At 76.3% G+C, this 20,608-nt stretch carries 7 protein-coding genes; 1 reads left to right on the forward strand and 6 read right to left on the reverse strand.

Going from position 1 to position 20,608, the window contains the following annotated elements:
• Positions 1-11: 11 nt before the first annotated feature.
• Positions 12-3,275 carry a BTAD domain-containing putative transcriptional regulator gene (locus ACFVVA_RS06975; RefSeq protein ID WP_387686428.1) on the forward strand — a complete coding sequence of 1,088 codons (3,264 nt, stop codon included), beginning with the start codon at positions 12-14 and terminating at the stop codon, positions 3,273-3,275.
• 31 nt (positions 3,276-3,306) lie between these two features.
• Here ACFVVA_RS06975 and ACFVVA_RS06980 read toward each other — a convergent pair whose 3' ends face one another.
• From ACFVVA_RS06980 to ACFVVA_RS07005, 6 genes are all read right to left on the reverse strand, one after another.
• Positions 3,307-3,540 (reverse strand): hypothetical protein, encoded by a 234-nt coding sequence (locus tag ACFVVA_RS06980; protein WP_359911374.1) that lies wholly within the window; start codon positions 3,538-3,540, stop codon positions 3,307-3,309.
• A 145-nt stretch (positions 3,541-3,685) separates the two neighbouring features.
• A complete protein-coding gene (gene ddaH, locus ACFVVA_RS06985; RefSeq protein WP_387686430.1) occupies positions 3,686-4,534 on the reverse strand; it encodes a dimethylargininase in 849 nt (282 codons plus the stop codon).
• 64 nt (positions 4,535-4,598) lie between these two features.
• Positions 4,599-5,894 carry an MFS transporter gene (locus ACFVVA_RS06990; RefSeq protein WP_387686433.1) on the reverse strand — a complete coding sequence of 432 codons (1,296 nt, stop codon included), beginning with the start codon at positions 5,892-5,894 and terminating at the stop codon, positions 4,599-4,601.
• Between the two features lie 6 nt (positions 5,895-5,900).
• Positions 5,901-19,226 (reverse strand): amino acid adenylation domain-containing protein, encoded by a 13,326-nt coding sequence (locus tag ACFVVA_RS06995; RefSeq protein ID WP_387686435.1) that lies wholly within the window; start codon positions 19,224-19,226, stop codon positions 5,901-5,903.
• Positions 19,227-19,292: 66 nt separating this feature from the next.
• Positions 19,293-20,288 carry a TauD/TfdA family dioxygenase gene (locus ACFVVA_RS07000; RefSeq protein ID WP_387686437.1) on the reverse strand — a complete coding sequence of 332 codons (996 nt, stop codon included), beginning with the start codon at positions 20,286-20,288 and terminating at the stop codon, positions 19,293-19,295.
• An 8-nt stretch (positions 20,289-20,296) separates the two neighbouring features.
• The gene (locus ACFVVA_RS07005; RefSeq protein WP_189922088.1) at positions 20,297-20,509 is read right to left on the reverse strand and encodes an MbtH family protein; all 213 of its coding nucleotides are present in this window, start codon (positions 20,507-20,509) and stop codon (positions 20,297-20,299) included.
• Positions 20,510-20,608: the final 99 nt, after the last annotated feature.

Genomic DNA, 20,608 nt, shown 5'->3' on the forward strand with positions numbered 1-20,608 from the left:
CAGGTGCAGGGATGGATGATTTCCGGTTCTCGGTGCTGGGACTGATGAGAGCGCAGCGCGGCGCGACCGCGCTGAAGGTGGGCAGCCCCCAGCAGCAGGCGATGCTGGCGGTGCTGCTGCTGCGGCCCGGCCACGGCGCGAGCGCCACCGACCTGATCGACGCCCTGTGGGGCGAGGAGCCGCCGGGCACCGCGATGACGACGGTGCGCACGTACGCCTGGCGGTGGCGCAAGGTGCTGCACGGCGAGGAACCGGACGCGCCGACCGTGCTGACCTCGGTCGGGGACGGCTACCGGCTGGTGCTGCCGAAGCACGCGGTGGACGCGGCGCAGGCGGAGGAGCTGGCGGCGCAGGCCGAGCGCACGGCGGCCGCCGGGGAGCCGCAGCAGGCGCGTGATCTGCTGAACCAGGCACTGGAGTTGTGGCAGGGCGAGCCGCTGGCCGGCATCCCCGGCCCGTTCGCGCAGCGCCAGCGCCAGCGGCTCCAGGAGCTGCGGCTGACCCTGCTGGAGGAGCGGATCGCCCTGGACCTGGCGCTCGGCCGCTACTCCCGGTGCATCCCGGAGCTGACCTCGCTGACCACCGAACACCCGCTGCACGAGCGGGCGTACGGGCTGCTGATGCGCGCGCTGTACCAGGCCGGGCGGCAGGCGGACGCGCTGGCGGTGTTCCGCGGCGCGCGTCAGCTGTTCCTGGCCGAGCTGGGCGTGGCGCCCGGAGCGGAGCTGGACCTGCTGCACCAGCGGATCCTGGAGGGCGACCCGACGCTGGCCGCCCCGGCGCCGGTCCTCCGGCCGGTGTCCGCCGTGCCCGGGCCGGCCGCGCCCGTCGCCGGCCCGGCGGAGCGGACCGCTCCCGGGGCCGGGTCGCCGGAGCCGGCCGGCGGACCCGCGGCGCCGGACGCACCCGCCGCCGCCCCGGCCGGGAGCGGCGTGCCGGCCCCCAGACCGGCCCAGCTTCCGCCCGACGCGGCCGACTTCACCGGCCGTACGGTGCTGGTGGAGCGGCTGCGCGGGGCCCTCGGCGCGCCCGGCCAGCAGGCGCTGGCGATCGCGACCGTGGTCGGCATGGGCGGGGTCGGCAAGACCGCGCTGGCCCTGCACGTCGCCCACCGGGTGCGCGAGGCCTACCCGGACGGGCAGCTCTACGTCGACCTGCGGGGCGCCGACGCCACCCCGGCCGACCCGGAGGCGGTGCTCAGCGGCTTCCTGGTGGCGCTCGGCGTGCCGGCCGACGCGGTGCCGGACGGACTGGACGCCCGCTCGGCGCTGTTCCGCTCGGTAGTGGACGGCCGGCGGCTGCTGCTGGTGCTCGACAACGTCCACGACACCGCGCAGATCAGACCGCTGCTGCCGGGCGCGGTCGGCTGCGCCGTGCTCACCACCAGCCGCACCCGGCTGTCCGGCCTGCCCGCGACCGTCCAGGCCGACCTGGGCGTCTTCGAACCCGAGGAGGCGCTCGAACTGCTGGGCCGCACCATCGGCGCCGAGCGGCTGGCCGCCGAGGCCGAGGCCGCCCGGGAGCTGCTGCTCGTCTGCGGCCACCTCCCGCTCGCGGTGCGGATCGTGGCGGCCAGGCTGGCCGCCCGGCCGAGCTGGACGGTGCAGACGCTGGGCCGCCGGCTGGCGGTCGAGCGCCGGCGGATCGACGAGCTGCGCATCGGCGACCTGGAGGTGGCGGCCGCCTTCGAACTGAGCTACCGCCAGTTGACGCCCGCCCAGGCCCGGGCGTTCCGGCTGGCCGCCTCGGTGGACGGCCCGGACCTCGGGCTGCAGGCCGCGGCCGCCCTGCTGGACCTCGACGAGTACGACGCCGAGGACCTGCTGGAGGCCCTGGTGGACGTGGCGATGATGGAGTCGCCCTTCCCCGGCCGCTACCGCTTCCACGACCTGCTGCGCGCGTTCGCCCGGCGCCGTCCGGACGATCCCGGCGCGGCGGTGGCGGCCCGCGACCGGATGCTCGACCACCTGCTGGCCACCGCGTGCACGGCCTTCCAGCACGCCGTTCCCGGGGATCCGGCGGCCGGCGCGCTGGGGCCCGCCCGCAGCGCGGGCGTTCCGCTGGACGGCCCGGACGGGGCGCGGGCCTGGGCCGAGGCGGAGGGTTCCGGGGCGATCGCGCTGGCCGCCCAGGTGGCGGGCTGGACCCTCGCGGACGACGCCGCGGCCGCCCCGCCCGCCCCCGCCGACGGCCCTGCGCCGACACACGGGCAGGGGCCGGGGCAGGGCCCGGGGCCCGAGCCGCTGCGCGCCGCGATCGATCTGCTGATCGCGCTCACGCCGTTCGTCCTCGCCCCGCCCAGCCGTCAGCTGGCCACCACCGCACAGGATCTGGCCGCCGCCGCGGTCCACCGCGCCGACCACCGGGCAGCTGGCCGGGCGCACTTCCTCCGCGGCAACGTCGCCCTGGCCGCCACCCGGCTGGAGGAGGCGGAGTCGGCCTCCCGGCTGGCGGTGGCCGCCTCCCGCTCGGCGGGCGACACGGTGATCCTGCGCCAGGCGCTGAACGACCTCGGCCTGGTCTGCCAGTTCCTCAGCCGCTACGACGAGGCCGTCGGGCACTACGACGAGGCACTGCTGCTGGCGCGCGAACTCGGCCACCGCTCCGGGGCACTGGTGACGACGGTGAACGCGGCGCTGGCCCGGGTGCGCAGCGGGCGGGCCGCCGAGGCGGTGCCGATCTGCCACGAGGTGCTGGCCGAACTGCGGACCCGGCACGACGATCCGGGCCGGGCGTACACGCTGTACGTGCTGGGGCTGGCGCTGCACGGGCTGGGGCGGCACGAGGAGGCGGTCACCTGGTTCGGCGAGTGCCTGGCGGTGGCCTCGGCGGCCGGTCTGCGGGCCCGGGCGGCGCACGCCCGCTACCGGATGGCGGACAGTCTGCGGTCGCTGGGCCGGACGGACGAGGCGCTGGAGCACGCCGGGCAGTCGCTGGAGCTGTGCGAGGAGCTGGGTGCCGAGCGGGACCAGGGCCACGCGCTGGTGGTGCTGGGCCGGACCCTGGCCGACCTCGGGCGGGAGGCCGAGGCGGGCGGCCGGCTGCGGGAGGCGCACCGGATCTTCGTCCGGCTGGGGCTGCCGGAGGCGGCGGAGGTGGCGGGGCTGCTGTCCGCGCGGGAGGGTTCTGCCACGTCGGCCGCGCCGGCTCCGTCGGCCGCATCGGCCGTATCGGCTCCGTCCGTCCCGTCGGCTCCCTCGGCTCCGTCCGTCCCGTCGGCTCCCTCGGTCCCGAAGGGGCGGCGGGCCGCCGACCGGCTCTCGTCGGGCTGCTGAAGAAACGATCCTGCGGCCGGCTTCGGCATGCTCAGGAACCGGTGCTGTTCCAGTCGCCGGTGCTGCCGTGCCCGGTGCTGGTCGGGGTCGGGGTGGGGACGGCCGTCGGCGTCGCGTCGCCGCTCACCACCGTCGCCGTCCCGGTGCCGGCCGACTCCGCCACGGCGACCGTGGCGGAGAGGCCCGCGCCCAGGGCGACGACCACCCCGAGGCCGACCGTGAACAGCCGCAGGCGGGTACGGGCGGTGGCCGGACGCTGCGTCATCTCTGGTGCTCCCTTGGGTCGCTTCCCCGGGGGGAAGGGGTTCCGTCGTGGTGTGGCACCAGTCTGGCCGGGGGCGGTCAACGGCCGATCTACAGCCGAGCACCGGTGGTCACCACTGATCACCGGTGCCCGGCGGAGCCGCTTCTCAGACCTCCGAACGGATCTCCGAACCAATCCCCGAACGAATCTCCGAACGGATCTCCAGGGTGCAGCACTTCACGCTGCCGCCGCCCTTGAGCAGCTCGCTGAGGTCCATCCCGATGGGCCGGAAGCCGCGCTCGCGCAGCCGCGCGGCCAGGCCGACGGCCGCCTCCGGCAGCACCACGTGCAGGCCGTCGCTCACCGCGTTGAGGCCGAACACCGCCGCGTCCTCGCCGCCCACCAGCAGCGCGTCCGGGAAAAGCCGCCGCAGAACGGCACGGCTCCCGGCCGAGAAGGCCTCCGGGTTGTACATGATCTCGTCGCCGTCGAGCACGGCGAGCGCGGTGTCCAGGTGGTAGTAGCGCGGGTCGACCAGCTCCAGCCCGATCACCGGCCGGCCGAAGAACTCCTGGGCCTCCGCGTGCCCGTCGGCCACGCTGCGAAAGCCCCGCCCGGCCAGCACGAAGCCCGCGGTCAGCAGCAGGTCCCCCTCGCCCTCGTTGACGTGCTCCGGATCGCGCGTCTCGAAGCCCCGGGCGCGGAACCACTCCAGGTAGGCCGGGCCCTCGGCGGCCCGCTCGGCGTTGCGGAAGCGCGCGCCGAGCACCTTGCCGTCCACCACGGTGGCGCCGTTGGCCGCGTAGACCATGTCGGGCAGGCCGGGCAGCGGGTCGATCAGGTCGACCCGGTGGCCGAGCTCGCCGTAGAGGGCGTACAGCCGCTCCCACTGGGCGACGGCGAGGTCGGTGTCCACCGGCTTGGCGGGGTCCATCCACGGGTTGATCGCGTAGCTGACCTCGAAGTGGGTCGGACGGCACATCAGGTAGTGGCGCGGGCGGGCGGTGCGGGTCATCGGGGCCTCCGGGTGAGGGCGGGTCGGGAGGTGGCGCGGGGTGGGGCGGGGCCGGGCGGCGCGGTCAGGCGGCGGGGTCCGACGGCCGGGTCGGGAAGTCGCGCAGGCCGCGCAGCGGGCTGGCCAGCAGCACCCCGCCGGCCGAGAGCAGCACGCCCGCCATCAGCCAGATGGTGCCGCGGGCGCCGATCACCTCGCCGAGCCAGCCGCCGAGCAGCGCTCCCACCGGGATCGCGCTGTAGTTGAGGGTCGCGGAGCTGGCCCTGATCCGGCCGATCATCTCGGGCGGGCAGTAGGCCTGGGAGAAGCTGCCGGCCAGGACGTTGCCCGCCACCACGCCGCAGACCGCGACGGCCCAGGCGAGCGCGCTGACCACGAGCGGCAGCCGCTCGCCCGCCAGCGGCAGCAGCAGGATGAAGGGCGCGACCACCAGCTCGCAGACCAGCAGCCCGCGCGCGGTGCCCAGCCTGCGGGCGATCCGCCCGGCCAGCATCGCACCGGCCAGCCCGCCGACGCTCACCAGCGCGAACACCGCGCCCACCGCGCCCGGTTCGATCCCCACGCTGCGCACCAGGAAGACCGTCTGCACCGCCTGGATGCCGTTCAGTCCCAGGTTGCCGACCGCCGCGAAGCAGGCGAACGTGCGCAGGTAGGGGTCGCGCAGCAGGAACCGGACGCCCTCGCCGATCTCGCGCGGGATGCCGCGCCGTTCGGACACCGGCGGGGGGCGCTCCTCCGTCCTGATCCGCCGCAGGCAGAACGCCGACACCAGGTAGGTGAGCGAGTCGGCGAGCATCCCGCTGGCGGCGCCGAAGGCCTGCGCGAGCAGACCGGCCGCGCCCGGGCCGGCGATCTCCGCCGCCGAGGCCCCGGAGCGCAGCTTGACGTTGGCCTCCAGCAGGTCGGCCTTCGCCACCAGGGTGGGCAGCACCGCCCCGTAGGCGGTGGAGAAGAACACCTTCACCGCCCCGGTCAGCAGGGCCACCACCACCAGCTGGGCGAGGGAGAGCGCCCCCAGCCACGCGGACACCGGGACACTGGCGAAGAGGACGAGCAGCAGCAGGTCGCAGACCAGCATCACCCGCACCCGGGGCCAGCGGTCCACCCAGGCTCCGGCCGGCAGGCCGAGGAACAGCCAGGGCAGCCAGGCGGCGGCGTTGATCACGCCCACCGCGAAGGGGCCGGCGCCCAGGGTGACCACGGCCACCAGGGACAGCGCCACGCTTCCGACGGCCGTGCCGAGGGTGCTGGTGGTCTCACCGATCCAGAGCCGGCGGAAGTCCCCCTGGGCCCACAGGCCCCACCGGCCGCGCGGCCGCTCCGGCGGCGCCGGTGATTCGATCGGGACGGTGGTGGTCATCGCGGGTCACGCTCCCGGCTTCTGGGTGTGCGGCGTCTCGGTGTGCGGCGTCTCGGTGTGCAGCTTCTCGGTCAGCACGGCGGCGATCCGGGCGAGGGGTTCCGGCCGGGTCAGCTCGCCGTGGGCGCAGGCCAGGCGGTGGCTCTCGATCCGGCCGTCCAGGTACGGCCGCCAGCTCTCCTCGTACGGCCAGTCGGCGGGCTTGCCGGTGGTCGCCCCGAAGAAGACGGCGTCCCCCCGGTAGCGGCCCGGCACGTGCTCGGCCATCAGCTTGCGGTGCCGGTCGAAGACCTCCGGCAGCACGGCCACGGCCTCCCCGAGCACGGCCCGCAGATCGGCGAGGCCCCGGCCGTCCGCCGGGTCGTGGCCGAGCGAGTGCAGCAACTCCGCGAGGGTGTCGGCGGTTTCGACGGGCGGGGCGTCGGCGGTGCGGACCGCCGGGGCGCCGTCGAGCAGGGCCAGCAGGCCGACCTCGGCGCCCTCGGCCCGCAGCCGCACGGCCATCTCCTGCGCGACCACCGCGCCGAAGGACCAGCCCAGCAGGTGGTACGGGCCGTCGGGACGCACCGCGCGGATCTGCCGCACGTAGTCCTCGGCGATCTCGGCGACGCTCGCCGGTGCGTCGCCGCGCAGGCCCCGGGCCTGGAGGCCGTACACCGGCTGCTCGGGGCCGAGGTGGCGCAGCAGCCCGGAGTAGACCCAGCTGATGCCGGCCGCCGGGTGGACGCAGAACAGCGGGGGCCGGTCGCCGCCGGCGCGCAGCGGCAGCAGGACGTCCAGCGCGTCGGCCGCCGGGCCGTGGTCGAGCCGCCGGGCGAGCCCGGCCGCGGTGGGTGTCTCGAACAGCGCCCGCATGCCGGGGTCCGTGCCGAGGGCGCCGCGGACCTTGGCGAGCAGCTTCATGGCGAGCAGGGAGTGGCCGCCGAGGTCGAAGAAGTCGTCGTCGATGCCGACGACCTCCAGGCCGAGCACCTCCGCGAACAGCCCGCACAGGATCGACTCCTGCGGCGTCCGGGCGGCGCGGCCGCCGGCGAGCTGCCCGAAGTCCGGTGCGGGCAGCGCCGTCCGGTCGAGCTTGCCGCTGCCGGTGAGCGGCAGCGCGGCCAGCGGGACGACGGCGGCGGGCAGCATGTAGCCGGGCAGGTGGCCGGCGGCGAAGGCGCGCAGTTCGGCGGGGTCGAGCGGGCCGTCGGCCACCACGTAGGCGACCAGGCGCAGCCCGTCCGCGGCGGGCAGCACGGCGGCGGCGCCGACCCGCGAGTGGAGCGTCAGCACGTGCTCGATCTCGCCGAGTTCGATCCGGAAGCCGCGGATCTTCACCTGGTGGTCGGTGCGGCCGAGGTACTCCAGCTCCCCGTCGCGGGTGCGGCGGGCCAGGTCCCCGGTGCGGTACATCCTCGCCCCGGCCGCGGACGGGTCGGCGACGAAGCGTTCCGCCGTCAGGCCGGGGCGGCCCAGGTAGCCGCGGGCCAGGCCCGGGCCGGCCAGGTACAGCTCCCCGGGCACGCCCGGCGGGACGGGGTTGAGGTACTCGTCCAGGAGGTACGCCCGCACCCCGGCGATCGGGCCGCCGAGACCGGGACGCTCCGCCCCGCCGAGCGGCCGGCCGAGGGCGTAGACGGTGGCCTCGGTCGGGCCGTACAGGTTGTAGGCGGTGGTGCCCGGCGCCGCGCGCAGGCTCGTCCAGAGGTGCTGGCCGACGGCCTCGCCGCCCAGCACCAGGACCGCCGGGGCGGCGCCCTCCAGCAGGCCCTCGGCGAGGAGCTGCTCGGCGTAGGACGGGGTGACGTCCATGGCGCCGATGCCCGCCGCGCGCACGTGCCGCACCAGCGCGGCCGGGTCGCGGCGCAGTTCGTCGCCGATCAGGTGCAGCTCGTGCCCGGCGAACAGCCAGAGCAGGCTCTGCAGCGACCCGTCGAAGCAGAGCGAGGCGGTGAGCGCGACCCGCAGTCGGCCGTGCGCGGCCTCGGCGGCGGCGATCGGCCCGGCCCGGTGGGCGGCCAGCAGGGCGGCGAGGCTGCCGTGCTGGACGACGACGCCCTTGGGGCGGCCGGTGGAGCCGGAGGTGTAGATCAGGTAGGCGGCGTGGCCGGCCGAGGCGCGCGGGGCCGGGTCGGTGTCCGGCCCGGTGGCCTCGGCGAGGGCCAGTACGGGGGTGCCGGCCAGCGCCTCGGGCCGGGGCCAGCCGTCGTCGGTGAGGACGAGGGCGGGGGCCGCGTCGGCGAGGGTGCGGGCGGTGCGGTCGGCCGGGTGGTCGGCGTCCAGCGGCAGGTAGGCCGCGCCGGCCTTGAGCACGGCCAGCGTCGCGATCACGCTCCCGGCCGAGCGCGGCAGGGCGAGGGCGACCACGGACTCGGGTCCGATGCCCCGCCCGATCAGGTGGTGGGCGAGCCGGTTGGCGCGGGCGTTCAGCTCGGCGAAGGTCAGCCGGACGTCGTCGCAGACCAGCGCGACGGCCTCCGGGGTGCGGGCGGCCTGGGCCGCGAAGGCGGCCGGGACCAGCGGGAGTTCGGCCGGCAGGGCGGCGCCTGCGGTCGGGAGCGCGGCGCGCTCCTCGGCCGACAGCAGCTCGATCCGGCCGATCGGCAGCTCGGGCCGGGCGGCCACCGCCGCCAGCAGCCGGCCGAGGCGCACGGCGATCGCCTCGACCGTCTCCCGGTCGAAGAGGTCGGTGGCGAAGTCGATCGCGCACTCCAGGCCGGCGGGCGCGCCGTCCGCGTCGAAGGACTCGCCGAGGCCCACGCTCAGGTCGAACTTGGCGACCGTCCCGGCGGAGGACACCGCCGAGGCGTCCAGGCCGGCCGCGGCGAGCGGCGCCGAGTCGCCCCGGCCCTCCAGCAGCAGCATCACCTGGAAGAGCGGGTGGCGGGCCAGCGAGCGGGCCGGGTTCAGCTCCTCCACCAGGCGTTCGAAGGGCACGTCCTGGTGGGCGTGGGCGTCGAGTTGGGTCTCCCGGACGCGGGCCAGCAGCTCGGTGAAGCTCGGATCGCCGGACGTGTCGGTGCGCAGCACCAGGGTGTTGACGAAGAAGCCGACCAGCTCGTCCAGCGCCTCGTCGCCGCGCCCGGCCACCACCGAGCCGATCGGGATGTCGGTGCCCGCGCCGAGGCGGGTGAGCAGCGCGGCGAGGGCCGCCTGCACGGTCATGAACATCGTCACCCGCTGCCGGCGCGACAAATCGCCTAGAGCGCGGTGGAGTTCCGCGCCGTACGGGACGACGACCCGGTCGCCGCGGTGCGAGGCGGCGGCTCGGCGCGGCCGGTCGACGGGCAGCGACAGCTCCTCGGGCAGGCCGGCCAGCGCCTCCCGCCAGTGGGCGAGCTGGCGGGCGAGCAGGCTCTCCGGGTCGCCGTCCTCGCCGAGCAGTTCGCGCTGCCAGAGCGCGTAGTCGGCGTACTGGACGGGCAGCGGCGCCCACTGCGGGGCCGCGCCGCCGGTGCGGGCCGCGTAGGCCGTGGCGAGGTCGCGCAGCAGCGGGCCCATCGACCAGCCGTCCCCGGCGATGTGGTGCAGGACGAGGGCGAGCAGGTGCTCGCCGGGCCCGGCCGGGATGACGTGGGCGCGGACGGGCAGGTCGGCGGCCAGGTCGAAGGGGCGGGCCGTGCAGCTCGCCGGCTCGGTGCCGGGCGGCAGCAGCTCGACCCGGACGCGGGCCTGCCCGGCGGGCAGGATCCGCTGGTACGGGGTGCCGTCGGACTCCTCGATCAGGGTGCGCAGGCTCTCGTGCCGGGCGACCACGTCGCCGAGGGCGAGCTCCAGCGCGGCGGCGTCCAGCTCGCCCGCCACGCGCAGGACGAGCGGCAGGTTGTAGAGGGCGCTGGGGCCTTCCATCCGGTCGATCAGCCACAGGCGCTGCTGGGCGAAGGACAGCGGCACCCGCTCCGGGCGTTCGCCCGCCGCGCTCAGCGCCGGTCGCCGCGAGCCGGTGCCCAGGCGGGCGGCCAGCCCCTCCACCGTCGGTGCCTCGAAGACGTCCCGGATCCCCAACTCCGCGCCCAGCGCCGCCCGGACCCGGCTGAGCAGCTTGGTGGCCAGCAGCGAGTGCCCGCCCAGGTCGAAGAAGTCGTCGTCGATACCGACGCCGTCCAGGCCGAGCACCTCCGCGAACAGCCCGCACAGGATCTCCTCCTGCGGGGTGCGCGCCGCCCGGCCCGCCGACAGCGCCCCGAAGTCCGGCGCGGGCAGCGCCCGGTGGTCCACCTTGCCGCTGCCGGTCAGGGGCAGGGTGTCGAGCAGCACGACGGCGGCCGGCACCATGTAGCCGGGCAGCGACTCGGCGGCGAAGCGCCGCAGCTCGGCGGCGAGTTCGGGCGCCTCCCGGTCCACCGTGCAGTAGCCGACCAGGCGGCGGTCGCCGGTGTCGCTCTCCCGGACGGTGACCACGGCCTGGCGGACGGCGGGGTGGCGGGCCAGCACCTGCTCGATCTCGCCGGGTTCGATCCGGAAGCCGCGGATCTTCACCTGGTGGTCGGTGCGGCCCAGGTACTCGACGCCGCCGTCGCGGGTGCGGCGGGCCAGGTCCCCGGTGCGGTACATGCGCGCGCCCGACTGGAAGGGGCAGGCGACGAAGCGCTCCGCCGTCAGGCCCGGCCGCGCCAGGTAGCCGCGGGCCAGGCCGGCGCCCGCGAGGTACAGCTCCCCCGGCACCCCCGCCGGGACGGGGTTGAGGTACTCGTCCAGGAGGTACGCCCGCACCCCGGCGATCGGGCCGCCGAGACCGGGGCGCCGCGCCGCGTCGAACGGCTGGGTCAGCGCGTAGACGGTGGCCTCGGTCGGACCGTAGAAGTTGTGGCCCGCGGTGTCGGGGTGCTCCCGCAGCCGCTGCCACAGCGCCTGGCCGACGGCCTCGCCGCCGAGCAGCAGGAGGCGCGGCGCGGGTGCGTCCAGCAGCCCCTCCTCGATCAGCTGCTCGGTGTAGGACGGGGTGAGGTGCAGGGCGTCGATCCCGGCGGCGGCCGTGTGGCGGACCAGCGCCGCCGGGTCGCGGCGCAGCTCGTCGCCGATCAGGTGCAGCTCGTGCCCGGCGAACATCCAGAGCAGGGGCTCCAGGGAGGCGTCGAAGCAGAGCGAGGCGGTGAGCGCGATCCGCTGCCGGCCGTGGGCCTCCTCGGTGCCCCGGATCAGGGCGGCGCGGTGGGCGGCGAGCAGGGCGGCGACGGCGCCGTGCGGCACGACGACGCCCTTGGGGCGGCCGGTGGAGCCGGAGGTGTAGATGACGTAGGCGGCGTCGCCCGGGTCGGGGGCGCACCACCCCGGGTGGGACGCGCCGGCCTCGGCGTCCTCGGCCGGCGGGGCGTCCTCGGACAACGGGGCGACGTCCAGGGCGGGCAGGCCGGCCAGCACCTCGGGCAGCGGCCAGCGGTCGTCGGTGAGGACGAGCGCCGGGCGGGCGTCGGCGAGCATGTGGGCGGTGCGCTCGGCCGGGTACTCGGCGTCCAGCGGCAGGTAGGCGCCGCCGGCCTTGTGCACGGCGAGCATGGCGACCACGGTCTCCGCCGAGCGCGGCAGGGCGAGGGCGACCACCGACTCCCGCCCGGCGCCCGCGGCCCGCAGGCGGTGGGCGAGCCGCTCGGCCCGGGTGTCCAGTTCGGCGAAGGTCAGCCGGACCTCGCCGCAGACCAGCGCGACGGCCTCCGGGGTGCGGGCGGCCTGGGCCGCGAAGGCGGCGGGCAGCAGCGGGAGTTCGGCCGGCAGGGCGGCGCCGGCCGCCGGGAGCGCGGTGCGCTCCTCGGCCGACAGCAGCTCGATGCGGCCGATCGGCAGCTCGGGTCGGGCGGCCACCGCCGCCAGCAGCCGGCCGAGGCGGACGGCGACGGCCTCGACGGTCTCCCGGTCGAAGAGGTCGGTGGCGTAGTCGAGGGCGCAGTCGATCCCGGCGGGCTCGCCGTCGGGGCCGAAGGACTCCTCGGCGATCAGGCTGAGGTCGAACTTGGCGGAGCCGTTGCCCGCCGCGAGCGGCTCGACGCGCAGGCCCGCCGTGGCCGGCTCGGCCCGCTCGTTGCTCTGGAGCACCAGCATGATCTGGAACAGCGGGTGGCGGGCCAGCGAGCGGGCCGGCCTGAGCTCCTCCACCAGGCGCTCGAAGGGCACATCCTGGTGGGCGTAGGCGCCGAGGGCGGTCTCCCGGGCGCGGCCGAGCAGTTCGGCGAAGCTGGGGTTCCCGGACGTGTCGGTGCGCAGCACCAGGGTGTTGACGAAGAAGCCGACCAGCTCGTCCAGCGCCTCGTCGGAGCGCCCGGCCACCACCGAGCCGATCGGGACGTCGGTGCCCGCGCCGAGGCGGGTGAGCAGCGCGGCGAGGGCCGCCTGCACGGTCATGAACAGGGTGACCCGGTGGGCCCGGGAGAGCGCGACCAGTTCGCGGTGGCACTCGGCGTCCAGGGTGAGCGCCACCCGGTCGCCGCGGTGGGAGGCGACGGGCGGGCGGGGGCGGTCCAGCGGCAGCGTCGCCTCGTCCGGGAGGTCCGCCAGGGTCTCGCGCCAGTGGGCGAGCTGGCGGGCCGCCAGGCTCTCGGGGTCGCTCTCCTCGCCGAGCAGCTCGCGCTGCCAGAGCGCGTAGTCGGCGTACTGGACGGGCAGCGGCGCCCGGCCGGGGTCGGCGCCCTCGGTGCGGGCCGCGTAGGCGCCGGTGAGGTCGCGGACCAGCGGGCCGAGGGACCAGCCGTCGCTGGCGATGTGGTGCAGCGCCAGGACCAGCACGTGCTCCTCGGCCGAGACCCGCAGCAGGGCGGCGCGGACGGGGAGTTCGGTGCGCAGGTCGAAGGCGTGGCGGCAGAGCCCGGCCACCGTGGCGGCCACCTCGTCGGCGGGGCAGTCCCGGGTGTCGAGCGGGACCACGGCCTCCCCGGCCGGAAGGACGCGCTGGTACGGGGTGCCGTCGAACTCCTCGATCAGGGTGCGCAGGCTCTCGTGCCGGGCGACCACGTCGCCGAGGGCGAGCTCCAGCGCGGCGGCGTCCAGCTCCCCCGTCAGGCGCAGCGCCAGCGGCGCGTTGTAGAGGGCGCTGGGGCCTTCCATCCGGTCGATCAGCCACAGGCGCTGCTGGGCGAAGGACAGCGGGACGCGGTCGGGGCGCTCACGGCCCGTACCGAGGGCCGCCCGCTCGGAGCCGGCGCCCAGGCGGGCGGCCAGCCCGGCCACGCTCGGCGCCTCGAAGACCTCCCGGATCCCCAGCTCCGCGCCGAGCGCCGCCCGCACCCGGCTGAGCAGCTTGGTGGCCAGCAGCGAGTGCCCGCCCAGGTCGAAGAAGTCGTCGTCGATGCCGACCCCGTCCAGGCCGAGCACCTCCGCGAACAGCCCGCACAGGATCTCCTCCTGCGGGGTGCGCGCCGCCCGGCCCGCCGACAGCGCACCGAAGTCCGGCGCCGGGAGGGCGGACCGGTCCAGCTTGCCGTTGGCGTTCAGCGGCAGCGCGTCCAGCGGCACGATCGCGGCCGGCAGCATGTAGCCGGGCAGCGTCCGGGCGGCGGTGGCACGCAGCTCGGCCGGGTCGAGCGGGCCGTCGGCGACCACGTAGGCGACCAGGCGCAGCCCGTCCCCGTCGGGCAGGACGGCGGCCTGGAGCACCCGCGGGTGGGCGGTCAGGGCGCGCTCGATCTCGCCGGGTTCGATCCGGAAGCCGCGGATCTTCACCTGGTGGTCGGTGCGGCCCAGGTACTCCAGCTCCCCGTCGCGGGTGCGGCGCACCAGGTCCCCGGTGCGGTACATGCGCGCGCCCGGCTCGAACGGGCAGGCGACGAAGCGCTCCGCCGTCAGGCCCGGCCGCGCCAGGTAGCCGCGGGCCAGGCCGGCGCCCGCGAGGTACAGCTCCCCCGGCACCCCCGCCGGGACGGGGTTGAGGTACTCGTCGAGGACGTGGCAGCGGGTGCCGGCGACGGTGCGGCCGAGGACGGGCCGCCCGGTGGCGTCCAGCGGGTGGGTCAGGGCGTCGACGGTGCACTCGGTCGGGCCGTAGAGGTTGTGGGCGGCGGTGCCCGGGGCCTCGCGCAGCCGCGTCCAGAGCGCCTGGCCGACGGCCTCGCCGCCGAGCAGCACCAGGGCCGGCGCGGGCTCCTCCAGCAGGCCCTCCTCGATCAGCTGCTCGGCGTAGGAGGGCGTCACCTCCAGGACGCCGATGCCCTGCCGGCGCGTGTGGCGGACCAGGGCCCGGGCGTCGCGCCGCACGTCGCCGCCGATCAGGTGCAGCTCGTGGCCGGCGACCAGCCACAGCAGGCCGTCCCAGGAGGCGTCGAAGCAGAGCGAGGCGGTGAGCGCGACCCGCTGCCGGGCGACCCCGGCCATCACGCCCGCGCGGTGGGCGGCCAGCAGCGCGGCGATGCCGCCGTGCGGCACCACGACGCCCTTGGGGCGGCCGGTGGAGCCGGAGGTGAAGATGACGTAGGCGGCGTCGGCCGCCGTGGCCCGCGGCGCCGGGTCGGTCCGCGGGCCTTCCGCGCCCTCGGCGAGGTCGAGCACGGGGTGCCCGTCGAGCACCTCGGGCAGCGGCCAGCGGTCGTCGGTGAGCACCAGCGCCGGGCGGGCCTCGGCCAGCATGTGCGCCGTCCGCTCGGCCGGGTACTCGGCGTCCAGCGGCAGGTGGGCGCCGCCGGCCTTGAGCACCGCGAGGACGGCCACCACCGTCTCGGCCGAGCGCGGCAGGGCCAGCGCCACCACGCGCTCGGGGCCGATGCCCCGGGCGATCAGCGCGTGGGCGAGCCGGTTGGCCCGGGCGTTCAGCTCGGCGAAGGTCAGCGAGAGCTCGCCGCAGACCAGGGCCACCGCGTCCGGGGTGGCCGCGGCCCGCGCCTCGAAGACGGCCGGTACCAGGGGCACCGTCGCGGGCAGCGGGGTGTGGTCGGCCGCCTCCGCGGCGCGCCGCCCGGCGGGCAGGACGTCCAGCTCGGCGACGGACCGCCGGGGGTCGGCGGCGACCTGGCGGAGGATCGACTCCAGGGCGGCGGCCAGCTGTTCGGCGCTCGCGCGGTCGAACAGGTCGGTGGCGTACTCCAGGACGCCGGCCAGCCCCGCGGCGGCGCCCTCGGCGCCCTGCCGCTCGACCAGGCGCAGGGTGAGGTCGAAGGTGGCCGTCCCGAAGTCGACCGGCTCCTCCGTCACCGTCACGCCGGGCAGGTCGGGGCCGTCCTCGGCGGCGCCCGCGAAGGCCAGCATCACCTGGAACAGCGGGTGGCAGGCGGTCGAGCGGGTCGGGTTCAGCTCCTCCACCAGGCGCTCGAAGGGCACGTCCTGGTGGGCGTGGGCGGCCAGGTCGCTCTCCCGGACCCTCGCCAGCAGTTCGGCGAAGCTCGGGCGGCCGGACAGGTCGGTGCGCAGCACCAGGGTGTTGGCGAAGAAGCCGACCAGCTCCTGCACGGCCTCGTCGAGGCGGCCGGCCAGCGGGGTGCCGATGGGCAGGTCGGTGCCCGCGCCGAAGCGGTGCAGCAGGGTGGCGTACGCGGCCCGCAGGACCATGAAGAGGGTCACGCCGTGCTCGGCGGCGAGCGCGGTGAGCCGGGCGTGCAGGTCGGCGTCGAACTCCAGCGGGACGACGGCGCCGCGGTGGGTGGCGACCGGCGGGCGGGGGCGGTCCAGCGGCAGCGGGAGCTCCTCGGGCGCGCCGGCCAGCGCCTCGCGCCAGTGGGCGAGCTGGCGGGCGAGCGGGCTCTCGGGGTCGTCCTCGTCGCCGAGCAGTTCGTGCTGCCAGAGCGCGTAGTCGGCGTACTGGACGGGCAGCGGCTCCCACGGCGGGGCGTCGCCGGCGAGGCGGGCCCGGTAGGCGTCGGTGAGGTCGCGGTAGAGCGGGCCCAGCGAGGCGCCGTCCCCGGCGATGTGGTGGACGACCAGGACCAGCACGTGCTCCTCGGCCCCCTCGGGCCGCAGGTAGGCGTGGACCGGGAGGTCGGTGGCGAGGTCGAAGGTGTGGCCGGCGAGTTCGTCGCTCGGGCGGTCGGTGACGGTGAGCAGGCCGGTCGCGGGGGCGTCGAGGACGCGCTGGTACGGGGTGCCGTCGTGCTCGCCGAAGACGGTGCGCAGGGCCTCGTGCCGGTGCACGACGTCGCCGAGGGCGGCCTCCAGGGCGGCGGGGTCGAGCGGGCCGCGCAGCCGCAGGGCGAGGGTGACGTTGTAGGTGGCCGAGGGGCCGTCGGCCCGGGCCAGGAACCAGAGCCGGCGCTGGGCGAAGGAGAGCGGCACCCGCTCGGGCCGGGCGGCGGGCCGCAGCGCCGGGCGGGCCGGGGCGGGGGTGCCGGTCGCGCGGTCGGCGAGCCGGTCGGCGAGCCCGGCGACGGTCGGGGTCTGGAAGAGGTCGCCGATGGCGAGTTCGACGCCGAGCTCGGTGCGGGCCCGGCCGACCAGGCGGGTGGCGAGCAGGGAGTGGCCGCCGAGGGCGAAGAAGTCGTCGTCGATGGTGATGTCGTCGATGCCGAGGAGTTCGCCGTACAGCTCGCAGAGCACCCGTTCGCGCTCGTCGCGCGGGGCGCGCCCGGTGTCGTCGGCGGCGAGGTCGGGGGCGGGCAGGGCGCGGCGGTCGACCTTGCCGTTGGCGTTGAGCGGCAGCGCGTCCAGCAGGACGACCACGGCGGGGACCATGTAGCCGGGCAGCGCGGTGCCGGCGAAGGCGCGCAGCTCGGCCGGGGTGAGCGAGGCCTCGGCGGTGCAGTAGGCGACCAGCCGGGTGTCGCCGGGGCGGTCCTCGCGGGCGATCACGATGACCTGGCGGACGGCGGGGTGGCGGGACAGCGCCGCCTCGATCTCGCCGAGTTCGATCCGGAAGCCGCGCAGTTTGACCTGCCCGTCGATCCGGCCGAGGAACTCCACGGCGCCGTCGGCGCGCAGCCGCACCAGGTCCCCGGTGCGGTACATACGGCCGCCGGGCAGGTACGGGCAGGCGACGAAGCGTTCGGCGGTCAGGCCGGGACGGCCCAGGTAGCCGCGGGCCAGGCCGGCGCCGGCGAGGTACAGCTCGCCGGGGACGCCGGGCGGGACGGGGCGCAGCCGGGCGTCGAGGACGTAGCTGCGCATGTTGTCGAGCGGGCCGCCGATCGGCACCCGGGGGCCGTCGAGGTCGGCGGGGGCGAGCGGGTGGTGGGTGGCGAAGGTGGTGGTCTCGGTGGGGCCGTAGACGTGGGCGAGCAGCAGCTCGGGGCAGGCCTCCAGGACCCGGCGCAGCAGCACCCCGGAGGCGGCCTCGCCGCCGGTGCAGACGACGCGCAGGGCGGCGAAGGTCTCCGGGGCCTGCTCGGCGACGAGGTCGAACAGGGCCTTGGTGAGGAAGACGGCGGTGACGTCGTGGCGGGTGGTGACGGCGTGCAGGGCGGTGGCGTCGAGGGCGCCGGGCGGGGCGACCACGACGGTGTTGCCGGCCAACAGCGGCGTCCAGATCTCGTAGGTGGCGGCGTCGAAGGCGTGCGGGGAGTGCAGCAGGACGCGCTGGTGGCGGCCGTCCTGCCAGCGCCGGTCGGCGGCGAGGTCGAGCACGTCGCGGTGGCGCACGGCGACGCCCTTGGGGCGGCCGGTGGAGCCGGAGGTGTACATCGCGTAGGCGAGCTGGTCCGGGTGGACGGGCACGCCGGGGCGGTGGGCCGGGGCGCCGGCCTCGTCGCCGGGGCGGACCACGGCGGCGCCGTGCGGGAAGCCCGGGTCGGCGCGGTCGGTGAGCAGCACGGGGGCGCCGGTGTCGGCGAGCACGCCGGTCATCCGCTCGGGCGGCAGGCCGGGGTGCATGGGGACGTAGCAGCCGCCGGCCTTGAGGACGGCCAGGGTGGCGACGACGACGTCGGCGGAGCGCTCCATCAGCATCGCGACGGGGGTCTCGGGGCCGACGCCGAGGGCGGTGAGGTGGTGGGCGAGGCGGTTGGCGCGGGTGTCGAGTTCGGCGTAGGTCAGGCTGCCGCCGTCGTGGACGAGGGCGGTGGCGTGCGGGGTGCGGTCGGCCCGGCGCTCGAAGGACTCGACGAGGGTGCCGCTCCACCGGGGGGCGTCGGTGGCGTTCCATTCGACGAGGATGCGGGTGCGCTCCTCGGGGGCGAGCACGTCCAGGGTGGCGATGGGCGCCTGCGGGTCGGCGGCGGCGCCGGCCAGCAGCCGGCCGAGCCGGTCGGCGAGGGCGGTGACGGTGGCGCGGTCGTAGAGGTCGGCGGCGTACTCGATCGAGCCGGTGAGCCCGGCGGGGGCGCCGTCCGGGCCGTGCTGTTCGGCGATGCCGATGTTGAGGTCGAACTTGGCGACGCGCAGGCCGATCGGTTCCGGTGCGCTCTCCAGCCCGGGCAGGTCGGGCGCGGCGTCCTGCCCGTGGTTCTGCAGCACCAGCAGGGTCTGGAACAGCGGGTGGCGGCCGAGCGCGCGGGGCGGGTTGAGCTCCTCGACGAGGCGCTCGAAGGGGAGGTCCTGGTGGGCGAAGGCGTCGAGCTGGGCCTCCCGGACCCGGCCGAGCAGCTCGGCGAAGCTCGGGTCGCCGGACGTGTCGGCCCTCAGTACCAGGGAGTTGACGAAGAAGCCGACCAGGTCGTCCAGGGCGTCGTCGGCGCGCCCGGCGACGCCGGTGCCGAGCGGGATGTCGGTGCCGGCGCCGAGCCGGGTGAACAGGGCGGCCAGGCCGGCCTGGAGGACGGTGAACAGGGTGGTGCGGTGGGTGCGGGCGAGGGTGAGCAGGGCGGTGTGCAGGCCGGCGTCCCAGGCGAGGTCGACGGAGTCGGCGGCGCCGGTGGGGGCGGGCGGTCGGGGTCGGTCGGTCGGCAGCTCCAGTTCCTCCGGCAGGCCCGCCAACGCTGTGCGCCAGTAGTCGAGTTGACGGGCGAGCAGGCTTTCGGGGTCGTGCTCGTCGCCGAGCAGGTCGCGCTGCCAGAGCGCGTAGTCGGCGTACTGGATCGGCAGCGGCTCCCACGACGGGGCGCCGCCGGCGAGGCGGGCCCGGTAGGCCTCGGCGAGGTCGCGAAGCAGGGGGCCGAGCGACCAGCCGTCGCCGGCGATGTGGTGGAGCACGACGAGCAGCACGTGCTCGGTCGGGGAGAGGGTGAACACCGTGACCCGGATGGGCAGTTCGCGGCTCAGGTCGAAGGTCTCGGCGGCGGCCGCGTCCCGGTGGGCGGGGTAGTCGGCCGGTGCGCGGTCCAGCACCAGGAAGCGCGGCCGCGCCTCCTCGGCGGGCAGGATCCGCTGCACCGGGACTCCCCCGACCACCGGGAACACCGTGCGGAGGGCCTCGTGCCGGGCGACCACGTCCGCCGTCGCGGCGCGCAGCGCGGCGGTGTCGAGCTCGCCGCGCAGGCGCAGGGCGAACGGCAGGTTGTACAGCGCGGTCGGCCCCTCGATCTGGTCGATCAGCCAGAGACGCTGTTGGGCGTACGAAACCGGGATCACGGTGCTTCCTCTACTCACGTCACGGCACGGCACGGGGTGTTCGGGATGGGGACGGTCGGTCGGCGGTCAGACGGCGGCCAGGTCCGGGCGGACGCTGGGCCGGCAGTCCAGGACGTCGACCGGCTGTCCCATCGAGACGGCGATCCTGCGGTCGCCGCGGTACGGGTCCCGGCCGTGTGCGCAGAGCACGTTGTCGACCAGCATCACGTCGCCGACCTGCCACCGCTCGCGAACGGTCGCGGCGTGGTACGCCTCGTTGAGGGCGTCGACGTCGGCGCTTCCGAGCGGTTCGGCGTCACCGAATCCGGTGTTGAACGGCAGGCCGTCCGGGCCGAACTCCTCGGTCATCGCCTCGCGGATGTCCGGGTCGAGCGACCACTCGTTCCAGAACGCGAGGTGGTTGAACCAGACTTCCTCACCCGTGCGCGGGTGGTGGATGGTGGCGGGGCGCAGCTGGCTGGTGCGCAGGTTGCCGTCCGGGCGCCACTCGCAGGTGATGCCGTTCTCCCGGCAGTAGGCCTCGACCTCGGCGGGGTCCTCGGTGGCGAAGGCGGTGCGCCAGCCGAGGGAGACGTAGTCCGAGTAGGCGCGGGTGAGCGTCCAGCCGGAGGTCCGTCCCCGTTCGACCAGGTGTGCCGGCAGGTGCTCGAGCACCTTGCGGCAGTCGGCGGTCGGGGTGGCCCCGCCCTCCTCGGGGGCGATCAGGCAGGCGAAGAGCAGCCGGCCGGGGAACGTGAGGGTGTAGCTGTTCTCGTTGTGCATCCGGATCGGCTGGGCCGGCGGCAGGTCGGTCGAGGAGAAGACCCCGTTGCCGTAGTCGCTGCGCGGGGTGGCCTTCTCGCGGTAGGGGGTGCGCTCGGGGATGAGGACGTCGCGCACGGCCGCGACGTCCTCGGTGCTCGCGACCGGCAGGCCGCGCAGGAAGATCGTGCCGTGGCGGTGCAGGGCGTCGGTGAGCTCGGTCTCGTTCTCCCGCAGCCAGTCGCAGGCCTCGCCGAGGTCGGCGGTGCGCGGGGCGTGGGCGAGGGCCGGGCGGCCGGGGTTCAGTTCCCAGGTCGGCATGGCGGCGCTCACTGGTGGGCGAGGGAGGCGACCAGGCTGGCCGGCCTGATGTCGGTCCAGTTGGCCTCGATGTAGTCGAGGCAGCCCTGGCGGGTGTCCTCGCCGTGGACGGTGGTCCAGCCGGCGGGCACGTCGATCCAGACGGGCCAGAGGGAGTGCTGGTTCTCGTCGTTGGCCAGGACCAGGTAGCCGGCGTTGTCGTCCTCGAACGGGTTGCTCATGGTGTCCTCCTTGGGTTGATTCGAAGGTACGGGCGGCCCGGGGCCCGCAACGGCAGGAGGCGAGGCAGGTACGCGGCAGTTCGGTGCGGGTGGCTGCCG

The organism is Kitasatospora sp. NPDC058048 (assembly GCF_042885555.1).
Taxonomy (GTDB): Bacteria; Actinomycetota; Actinomycetes; order Streptomycetales; family Streptomycetaceae; genus Kitasatospora; species Kitasatospora lactacystinica.